The following is a 9,427-nucleotide window of genomic DNA, read 5'->3' as shown; positions in this document are numbered from 1 at the left end:
CTGCTGAACACGAACACGAACACGAACGCGAACACGGAGAGCTGAAGATGACAACGACCGACCGGTCCACGAACCCGGCCGCCGACCACGACATCGTGATCGTCGCCGCCGCCCGCACCCCGCAGGGACGCCTGAAGGGGCAGCTGGCGAGCTTCACGGCGGTGCAGCTCGGAGCCCTCGCGATCCGCGGCGCGCTGGAGCAGGCATCCGTGCCGCCCGACGTCGTCGACGCCGTGATCGTGGGGCAGGTGCTCGCCGCAGGCTCGGGGCAGAATGCCGCAAGGCAGGCGGCCATCGGCGCGGGCATCGGATGGGACGTCCCCGCGCACTCGGTGAACAAGGTCTGCCTCTCGGGGCTGACGGCGATCATCGACGCGGCACGGATGATCCGCACCGGAGACGCCACCGTGGTGGTCGCGGCCGGCATGGAGTCGATGACCCGCGCACCGCACCTGCTCATGGGCTCGCGCGACGGATGGACCTACGGCAGCGTGGAGGTTCTCGACCACATGGCGTACGACGGCCTGACCGACGCCTACGACCAGGAGAGCATGGGGGCATCGACCGAGCGTCACAACGCCCGCTTCGACCTCACCCGCCGTGCGCAGGACGAGGTCGCCGCGCTGTCGCATCAGCGGGCCGCGTCCGCGCAGGCCGCCGGGGTCTTCGACGACGAGATCGTTCCCGTCTCGGTGCCGCAGCGCCGGGGCGAGGCGCTGACGGTCACGGCGGACGAGGGCATCCGTCCCGACACCACGGTCGAGTCGCTGGGCACGCTTCGTGCGGCCTTCGCGGAAGGCGGGTCCATCACCGCGGGCAACTCGTCGCAGATCTCCGACGGGGCCTCCGCGGTCGTGGTGACCACCAGGGAGACGGCGGACCGACACGGATGGCCGGTGCTGGTGGCCATCGGCGCCAGCGGTCAGACGGCGGGGCCGGACAACTCCCTGCAGGCGCAGCCCGCGCGCGCGATCGAGCGGGCCTGCGAGAAGCAGGGGATCGAGCCGTCCGATCTCGACCTCGTCGAGATCAACGAGGCGTTCGGGGCGGTCGTCGCGCGCTCGCAGACGGAACTCAGGCTGTCGAGCGACATCGTGAACATCCACGGCGGCGGCATCGCCATCGGTCACCCGATCGGCGCGTCGGGGACGCGACTGGTCGTCCACGTCGCCCATGAACTGGCGCGGCGGGGAGCGGGCACGGCTGCGGTGGCCCTGTGCGGAGGCGGCGGGCAGGGGGAGGCGCTGATCCTCACCCGGTGAGCATCAGCGCTTGATCGGCTTGATGCCCTTCTTCGCGTCCTTCTCCTGCTGCTTCTGCTGCTTCGCGTAGACGGGGGAGTCGGGCGAGACCGGGCGACCCTGCTTGGCGCGCCGCGTATCGATCGCGGCGCCGATCGCGAGGGCCATCGTGATGCCCCAGCTCACCCAGGCGAGAGCGGACCGCCACGTCAGCTTCGTGTCGCGAGAGCCGCGGAGCAGGTTCGCCCCGGTCATGAGAGATCCGAGGAGTCCGGTACCCGTGAGGTAGTTCATACCCTCACGCTACCCGGCCGAGTCCGTCGACGCTCCTGCTTGACAACCGGGCGACGCGCCTGGCATGCGGCAGCGCTCGCCCAGCCGTCGTTCGGATCGCCGCGCTATCATGGGGGAGTCGCGGCTGGTCCGCGGCCGCAATCCGTGTATCTACCGGCCGCCGGCACTCCGGCGGACAGCGGCGGCACCCGACCCCGCGTCCGCGGACGCGCGAGAGCCACGATGAGCCACGTCACCCCCACCCCGCAGCACGCACCCCGTTCGACCGCAGAGGGGCCGGGACTGCTCCGCATCGCGGGCCTTCCCTATTTCCTGATCGCGTTCATCGCCCGCCTCCCGTTCGCGATGATGGTCGTCGGCGTCCTGACGGTCGTCGTATCGGCGCGAGGCTCCCTGTCGCTCGGCGGACTCACCTCCGCTGCGGTGGGCCTCGGCACCGCATGCTTCGGTCCGCTGCTCGGCGCCGCGGCCGACCGGTTCGGCCAGCGCACGGTGCTGCTGATCCTCGCCCTCGCCAACGGCGCGATGCTCGTGGTCTTCACGCTCGTCGTCTACACGGGCGCGGCCGACGCGCTGGTCCTCGTCTCCGCGTTCGGCATCGGGGCGACGGCACCGCAGGTCGCCCCCATGTCGCGGTCGCGGCTCGTGACGATGATCGCGGACCGCATGCCGGAGGCCGTGCGCCCCCGGACGGTATCGGGAACCATGGCGTACGAGTCCGCGGCCGACGAGACCGTGTTCGTCTTCGGACCTTTCCTCGTCGGCATCCTCGCCTCCGTGCTCGCGCCCTGGGCGCCGCTCATCGGAGCCGCCGCTCTGACGGTGGTGTTCGTCGGCGCCTTCGCCCTGCACCCGAGCGCACGCGTGGTCTCGGTGCACCGTGGCGTCGACGGACGAGCGCCGTCCGCGGTCTCGGAGCTCTTCACCCCGCGCGTGCTCATCGTCGTCGTCGGCATCCTCGGCGTCGGCATGTTCTTCGGGACGATGCTCACCGCGTTGACCTCCTTCATGGCGGACCGCGGCGCCCCCGAGCAGGCGGGCCTGCTCTACGGGGTCATGGGGGTCGGCTCCGCCATCCTCGCGCTCGGCGTGGCCTGGCTTCCCGCACGGTTCTCGCTGCGGGCGCGCTGGCTGGCGTTCTCCGGCATCCTGCTCGGGGGGAGCCTGCTCCTGCTGCGCGTCGACACCCCGGAGCTCATGATGCTCGCCCTCGCGATCATGGGGATCGGGATCGGCTCGACCCTGGTCACCCAGTACAGCTTCGGGGCCGCGCGCAGTCCGCTCGGTCGCTCCGCGACGGTGATGACCATGCTCGGCTCCGGCATCGTCGTCGGCCAGTCGCTCGGGGCCGCGGTCGCGGGAGAGCTCGCGGAGAGCGCAGGGACGACCAGTGCGCTCGTGCTCCCGATCATCGCCGCGTCAGTAGCGTTCGCGGCGGGGCTTGTCAACTGGCGACTGAGCGCCGCCGAACCTCGCGTAGCCTCGGTCTGAGCTTCGGTAGCCTGAGAAGCACACCTTCCAGCGTCAGGAGATCTCGCCATGTCAGACGCAGAATTCGTCGTCGTCGCCAACCGACTGCCCGTAGACCGGGTCGTGGGCATCGACGGCGTGGAAGAGTGGCGGACATCGCCCGGCGGACTCGTCGCGGCCCTCGAGCCGATGATGCGCACTGCGCACGGCGCGTGGGTGGGATGGCCCGGCCAGCCGGATGTGCACCTCGACCGCTTCGAGATCAACGGCATCGACCTCGTGCCCGTCGCGCTCAGCGCGGAAGAAGTGGCCGACTACTACGAGGGCTTCGCGAACGACACGATCTGGCCGCTGTACCACGATGTGATCGCGCCGCCCCAGTACCACCGCGAATGGTGGGACGCCTATGTCAAGGTCAACCGGCGCTTCGCCGAGGCCGCGGCCTCCGTGGCCGCGCCGAACGCCACGGTCTGGGTGCACGACTACCAGCTGCAGCTCGTGCCGCAGATGGTCCGCGAGCTACGGGACGACGTGACGATCGGCTACTTCCACCACATCCCGTTCCCGGCCCACGGCCTGTACGCGCAGCTGCCGTGGCGAGACCAGGTGCTCACCGGTCTGCTGGGCGCCGACGTCATCGGCTTCCAGCGCGCGCAGGACGCGACGTACTTCCTCACCGCCGTGCGGCGGCGGCTGCGCCACGAGGTCAAGGGATCCGCGGTCGCCGTTCCCACGCCCGACGGTGGCACGCGCACCGCCCTGGCGAAGGCCTTCCCGATCTCCATCGACACCGAGCCGTACCTCGAACTCGCCGCACGCCCCGAGGTGCGGGCTCGTGCGGCCGAGATCCGCGCCAGCCTCGGCAACCCGAAGAAGATCCTGCTCGGCGTCGATCGACTCGATTACACCAAAGGCATCCGGCACCGCATCAAGGCCTACGGGGAGCTGCTCGACGACGGCATCCTGAGCGTCGAGGACATCACCTTCGTGCAGGTCGCCAGTCCGAGTCGTGAGCGGGTGGACGCCTATGTGCACCTGCGGGACGAGATCGAGCTCGCGGTGGGCCGGATCAACGGCGACCACGACACGATGGGCCACACCGCCATCCGCTACCTGCATCAGGGCTACCCGCGTGAGGAGATGGTCGCGCTGTATCTCGCCGCCGACGTCATGCTCGTGACGGCGCTGCGCGACGGCATGAACCTGGTCGCGAAGGAGTACGTCGCGACCAGGGCGGACAACCGCGGGGTGCTCGTGCTCAGCGAATTCACCGGAGCCGCGGACGAGCTTCGTCAGGCGGTGCGGGTCAATCCGCACGACATCGCGGGCCTCAAGGACGCGATCATGACGGCGGTCGAGATGAGCCCGTCGGAGCAGGGCAAGCGGATGCGGTCACTGCGTCGGCGCGTGCTCGAGAACGACGTGAACGCCTGGTCCTCGTCGTTCCTGCGTGCGCTCGCGGAGGTCCGCGGGTCCTGACTCCGGCATCCATACTGGAGGGACCCGCCTCGATTGGAGACCCTGTGACCCGTACCTGGACCCCCGGAACCGCCGATGAGGCGCTTCGTGCGATCGCCGCGACGCCGCGACTCGTCGTCGCCCTCGACTTCGACGGCACGGCGTCACCGCTCGTCCCCGACCCCATGGCGGCGCGCGCACTGCCGGAGGTGGCGGCCCAGGTCGCGCGACTCGCGGCGATGCCCGACACGATCGTCGCCTACGTCTCGGGGCGCAGCATGCACGACCTCCGTGAGATCACGGAGCACACCGACGACTCGCCCATCGCTCTCGCAGGCTCCCATGGCGCCCAGTACTGGTTCCCCGGAACGGGCGAGGCCGACGCGACGGGGCCGGACACCGCCGAGGGTGACCGCGAGGAGCTGTGGGCGGCTGCGCGGCCGATCATCGATCGTCACGAGGGCGCCGAGTTCGAGCCCAAGACGTTCGGGATGGGCGTGCACACCCGCACCGCGACCGGGGAGGTCGAGAAGGAGGTGTTCGCCGAGATCGACGCGCTCGTCGCCGAACGCTTCCCGCACTGGCGTCGACGCGCCGGACACCGTGTGCTCGAGTTCTCGTCGCGCACCGAGGGCAAGGATGCCGCGATGGCGGCCCTCCGCGAGCGGTTCGACGCGACCGGCATCCTGTTCGCCGGCGACGACGTCACCGACGAGGACGCGATGCGGGTGCTGACCGACGGAGATCTCGGCGTGCGCGTGGGACCGGGGGAGAGCGCCGCCGTGCTCCGTGTGGGGAATCCACAAGAGATGGCCCAGCTTCTGGAGGCGCTCGCGGACGAGCGCGCCTCTCGGCGGGAATAGACTTCCGTCATGTCCTCGCATGATCCCTCCAGCAGCGCGCCCATCGACATCAAGCCCCGCAGTCGTGTCGTCACCGACGGCATCGAAGCGACGACCTCCCGAGGCATGCTCCGTGCCGTCGGCATGGGAGACGCGGACTGGGACAAGCCGCAGATCGGCATCGCGTCCAGCTGGAACGAGATCACGCCCTGCAACCTGAGCCTCGACCGCCTGGCGCAGGGCGCCAAGGAAGGCGTGCACTCGGGCGGCGGCTACCCGCTGCAGTTCGGCACCATCTCCGTGTCGGACGGCATCTCGATGGGACACGAGGGGATGCACTTCTCCCTCGTGTCGCGCGAGGTCATCGCCGACTCGGTGGAGACCGTGATGATGGCCGAGCGGCTCGACGGATCCGTCCTGCTGGCCGGCTGTGACAAGTCGATCCCCGGCATGCTGATGGCCAGCGCCCGTCTGGACCTGTCGAGCGTGTTCCTGTACGCGGGATCGATCGCTCCGGGGTGGGTCAAGCTCTCCGACGGCACCGAGAAGGACGTCACGATCATCGACTCGTTCGAGGCCGTCGGCGCCTGCCGCGCCGGGCTCATGAGCGAAGAGGACCTCAAGCGCATCGAGTGCGCGATCGCCCCCGGCGAGGGCGCCTGCGGTGGCATGTACACCGCCAACACGATGGCATCCGTCGCCGAAGCTCTCGGTCTGAGCCTGCCGGGATCGGCTGCGCCGCCCGCGGCCGACCGGCGTCGCGACTACTTCGCGCACCGCTCGGGCGAAGCCGTCGTCAACCTGCTCCGCCAGGGGATCACGACCCGTGACATCCTCACCAAGGAGGCGTTCGAGAACGCGATCGCCCTCGCGATGGCACTGGGCGGCTCGACCAACGTGGTGCTGCACCTGCTCGCGATCGCCCGTGAGGCGGAGATCGACCTCTCGCTGCACGACTTCAACCGCATCGGCGACAAGGTGCCGCACGTCGCCGACATGAAGCCGTTCGGGAAGTACGTCATGAACGACGTCGACCGCCACGGCGGCATCCCGGTGATCATGAAGGCGATGCTCGACGAGGGGCTGCTGCACGGCGATGCCCTCACCGTCACCGGCAAGACTCTGGCGGAGAACCTCGCGGACCTCGACCCGCAGCCGATCGACGGCGAGGTCATCCACACCTTCGACAACCCGATCCACGCGACCGGCGGCCTGACGATCCTGCACGGCTCGCTGGCTCCGGAGGGCGCCGTCGTCAAGACCGCGGGCTTCGATGCCGCGGTCTTCGAAGGCCCCGCACGGGTCTTCGAGCGCGAGCGCGCGGCGATGGATGCCGTGGCGAACGGTGAGATCGAGGCGGGCACCGTGATCGTGATCCGTTACGAGGGTCCGAAGGGCGGACCCGGTATGCGCGAGATGCTCGCGATCACCGCGGCCATCAAGGGCGCAGGGCTCGGAAAAGATGTACTACTCTTGACTGACGGACGATTCTCAGGCGGCACAACCGGCCTGTGCATCGGCCACATAGCACCCGAAGCGGTGGACGCAGGTCCTATCGCCTTCGTGCGCGATGGTGATCTGATACGGGTCGATATCGCAGCTCGCTCTCTCGACCTACTCGTCGACGAGGCGGAGCTCGCCTCCCGCCGTTCTGGCTGGGAGCCGCTACCCCCGCGCTATACCCGTGGCGTCCTTGCCAAGTACTCGCGCCTCGTGCGGTCCGCCGCCGAAGGCGCGACGACCGGCTGATCCGCGTCGGCCTCCGGCTTCCGACGTCGCCACCAGACCATCAGAAGGAATCTCATGACTGCTGACACCGTCTCGGCTGTGCCGAGGCCCCCCGCACCCAAGTCGGCCGCGCCGGAGATCACCGGCGCCGAGGCCGTGGTCCGTACGCTCGAGCTCCTCGGCATCACCGATGTCTTCGGGCTTCCCGGCGGCGCCATCCTCCCTGTCTACGACCCGCTCATGGACGCGAAGGACCTCCGTCACATCCTCGTCCGCCACGAGCAGGGAGCCGGGCACGCCGCAGAGGGGTACGCCTCCTCCTCCGGCAAGGTCGGCGTCTGCATCGCGACCTCGGGCCCCGGGGCCACGAACCTCGTCACCGCGATCGCCGACGCGTACATGGACTCCGTGCCGTTGCTGGCCATCACCGGGCAGGTGTTCTCGACCCTCATGGGGACGGACGCCTTCCAGGAGGCGGACATCGTCGGCATCACGATGCCGGTGACCAAGCACTCCTTCCTCGTGAAGGACGCGTCCGAGATCCCCGGTGCCATCGCGGCCGCCTACGAGATCGCCTCCACGGGGCGTCCCGGACCGGTTCTGGTCGACATCACCAAGGACGCCCAGCAGGCGATCGCGCCGTTCATCTGGCCCGCCAAGATCGACCTGCCCGGCTACCGTCCGGTGACCAAGGCGCACGGCAAGCAGATCCAGGCCGCGGCCGCTCTTCTCGCCGACGCCAAGAAGCCCGTGCTCTACGTGGGCGGCGGTGTGATCCGCGGCCGCGCGTCGAAGGAGCTGCTCGCGCTGGCCGAGACGACCAACGCACCGGTCGTCACGACCCTGATGGCCCGCGGCGCCTTCCCGGACTCCCACCAGCAGCACCTCGGCATGCCGGGAATGCACGGCACGGTCCCGGCCGTGCTGGCGCTGCAGGAAGCAGACCTCATCGTGTCGCTCGGCGCGCGGTTCGACGACCGCGTGACGGGCAAGGCCGCGCTGTTCGCACCGAACGCGAAGGTCGTGCACGTCGACATCGACCCCGCCGAGATCTCGAAGATCCGCATGGCCGACGTCCCGATCGTGGGCGACGTCCGCGACGTGATGGTCGACCTCGAGTCCGCCTTCCGCACCGCGACGAGCACGACGACACCCGACACCGAGGAGTGGTGGTCGTACCTCGACGGGCTGCGCACCGAGTTCCCGCTCGGGTATGCGCCGACCACCGACGGTCTGCTGGCACCCCAGCACGTGATCCAGCGCATCGGAGAGCTCACGGGGCCCGAGGGGATCTACGCGGCCGGCGTCGGTCAGCACCAGATGTGGGCGGCCCAGTTCATCAAGTACGAGCGCCCCAACTCCTGGCTGAACTCCGGAGGAGCGGGCACGATGGGCTACTCGGTTCCCGCGGCCATGGGCGCCAAGGTCGCCGAGCCCCACCGCACGGTGTGGGCGATCGACGGCGACGGATGCTTCCAGATGACCAATCAGGAACTCGCGACCTGCGCGATCAACAACATCCCGATCAAGGTCGCGATCATCAACAACTCCTCGCTGGGCATGGTGCGCCAGTGGCAGACGCTGTTCTACGACGGCCGTCACTCGAACACCGATCTGAACACGGGCCACGGCACCGTGCGCATCCCCGACTTCGTGAAGCTGGCCGAGGCCTACGGCTGCCTCGCGATCCGGGTGGAGAAGGAGGAGGAGGTGGACGCCGCGATCACGCTCGCCCTCGAGACGAACGATCGTCCGGTGGTCATCGACTTCGTGGTCAGCGCCGACTCCATGGTGTGGCCGATGGTCCCCCAGGGCGTGAGCAACAGCTACGTCCAGTACGCCCGCGAGCACGCGCCCGCCTTCGACGAGGAGGACTGACCATGTCGACTCACGTGCTGAGCCTCCTCGTGGAGAACACCCCGGGTCTGCTGACCCGTGTCGCAGGGCTCTTCGCCCGTCGCGGCTTCAACATCGACTCGCTCGCGGTGGGCGTCACCGAGGTGCCCGGCATCTCGCGCATCACGGTGGTCGTCGACCTCGATGAGCTGCCCCTCGAGCAGGTGACCAAGCAGCTCAACAAGCTGATCAACGTCATCAAGATCGTCGAGCTCGACTTCCCGACGTCCGTGCAGCGCGAGCACATGCTCGTCAAGGTGCGCACCGACAACGCGACGCGGTCGAACGTCATCGAGGTGGCGAACCTGTTCCGCGCCTCCGTCGTGGACTACGCATCCGATGCGCTCGTGATCGAGGTCACCGGCGATCGGGGCAAGGTCGATGCGCTGCTGCGGGCCCTCGAGCCTTTCGGCATCAAGGAGATCGCCCAGTCGGGGCTCCTCGCGATCGGTCGCGGCGGCAAGAGCATCACCGAGCGCGTCCTGCGCGGCTGATCAG

Annotated in this window: 8 protein-coding genes; 7 read left to right on the top strand and 1 reads right to left on the bottom strand. The window is 69.3% G+C overall.

All coding sequences use genetic code 11. From position 1 onward, the window contains the following. Positions 1-47: 47 nt before the first annotated feature. On the top strand, positions 48-1,262 hold the full coding sequence (locus tag ABTZ43_RS10630; protein WP_350538761.1) for an acetyl-CoA C-acetyltransferase: 1,215 nt from the start codon (positions 48-50) through the stop codon (positions 1,260-1,262). Positions 1,263-1,265: 3 nt separating this feature from the next. Here ABTZ43_RS10630 and ABTZ43_RS10625 read toward each other — a convergent pair whose 3' ends face one another. Further along, positions 1,266-1,535 (bottom strand): hypothetical protein, encoded by a 270-nt coding sequence (locus ABTZ43_RS10625; RefSeq protein WP_149423167.1) that lies wholly within the window; start codon positions 1,533-1,535, stop codon positions 1,266-1,268. A 222-nt stretch (positions 1,536-1,757) separates the two neighbouring features. On the opposite strand from ABTZ43_RS10625, the gene ABTZ43_RS10620 reads away from it, so the two are divergent. Genes ABTZ43_RS10620 through ilvN form a run of 6 tightly spaced genes read left to right on the top strand, consistent with a single transcriptional unit; the run spans position 1,758 to position 9,423 of the window. Further along, a complete protein-coding gene (locus tag ABTZ43_RS10620) occupies positions 1,758-3,026 on the top strand; it encodes an MFS transporter (protein ID WP_350538760.1) in 1,269 nt (422 codons plus the stop codon). Between the two features lie 48 nt (positions 3,027-3,074). Further along, positions 3,075-4,484, top strand: coding sequence for an alpha,alpha-trehalose-phosphate synthase (UDP-forming) (locus ABTZ43_RS10615; protein ID WP_350538759.1), 1,410 nt, complete (start codon positions 3,075-3,077; stop codon positions 4,482-4,484). 44 nt (positions 4,485-4,528) lie between these two features. After that, entirely contained in the window at positions 4,529-5,326 is a 798-nt protein-coding gene (otsB, locus tag ABTZ43_RS10610) for a trehalose-phosphatase (protein ID WP_314095772.1), read from the top strand. A 9-nt stretch (positions 5,327-5,335) separates the two neighbouring features. Then, entirely contained in the window at positions 5,336-7,054 is a 1,719-nt protein-coding gene (gene ilvD / locus ABTZ43_RS10605; RefSeq protein WP_056416979.1) for a dihydroxy-acid dehydratase, read from the top strand. A 54-nt stretch (positions 7,055-7,108) separates the two neighbouring features. Further along, a complete protein-coding gene (locus tag ABTZ43_RS10600) occupies positions 7,109-8,911 on the top strand; it encodes an acetolactate synthase large subunit (protein WP_056416982.1) in 1,803 nt (600 codons plus the stop codon). Between the two features lie 2 nt (positions 8,912-8,913). Beyond that, positions 8,914-9,423, top strand: a complete 510-nt coding sequence (ilvN, locus tag ABTZ43_RS10595; RefSeq protein ID WP_045255283.1) for an acetolactate synthase small subunit — start codon at positions 8,914-8,916, stop codon at positions 9,421-9,423. The last annotated feature ends 4 nt before the right edge of the window (positions 9,424-9,427 follow it).

It is taken from the genome of Microbacterium sp. NPDC097977 (assembly GCF_040302605.1).
Lineage (GTDB): Bacteria > Actinomycetota > Actinomycetes > Actinomycetales > Microbacteriaceae > Microbacterium.
Note: the sequence above shows the minus strand (reverse complement) of the source record. Positions and strands in the feature narration are given on the sequence as shown.

Bases quoted from the DNA above. Each gene is read 5' to 3' on its own strand.
- ABTZ43_RS10620 (WP_350538760.1), top strand. From the start codon at position 1,758: ATGAGCCACGTCACCCCCACCCCGCAGCACGCACCCCGTTCGACCGCA.
- ilvN (WP_045255283.1), top strand. From the start codon at position 8,914: ATGTCGACTCACGTGCTGAGCCTCCTCGTGGAGAACACCCCGGGTCTG.
- ABTZ43_RS10615 (WP_350538759.1), top strand. From the start codon at position 3,075: ATGTCAGACGCAGAATTCGTCGTCGTCGCCAACCGACTGCCCGTAGAC.
- ABTZ43_RS10600 (WP_056416982.1), top strand. From the start codon at position 7,109: ATGACTGCTGACACCGTCTCGGCTGTGCCGAGGCCCCCCGCACCCAAG.
- ABTZ43_RS10630 (WP_350538761.1), top strand. From the start codon at position 48: ATGACAACGACCGACCGGTCCACGAACCCGGCCGCCGACCACGACATC.
- ilvD (WP_056416979.1), top strand. From the start codon at position 5,336: ATGTCCTCGCATGATCCCTCCAGCAGCGCGCCCATCGACATCAAGCCC.
- ABTZ43_RS10625 (WP_149423167.1), bottom strand. From the start codon at position 1,535: ATGAACTACCTCACGGGTACCGGACTCCTCGGATCTCTCATGACCGGG.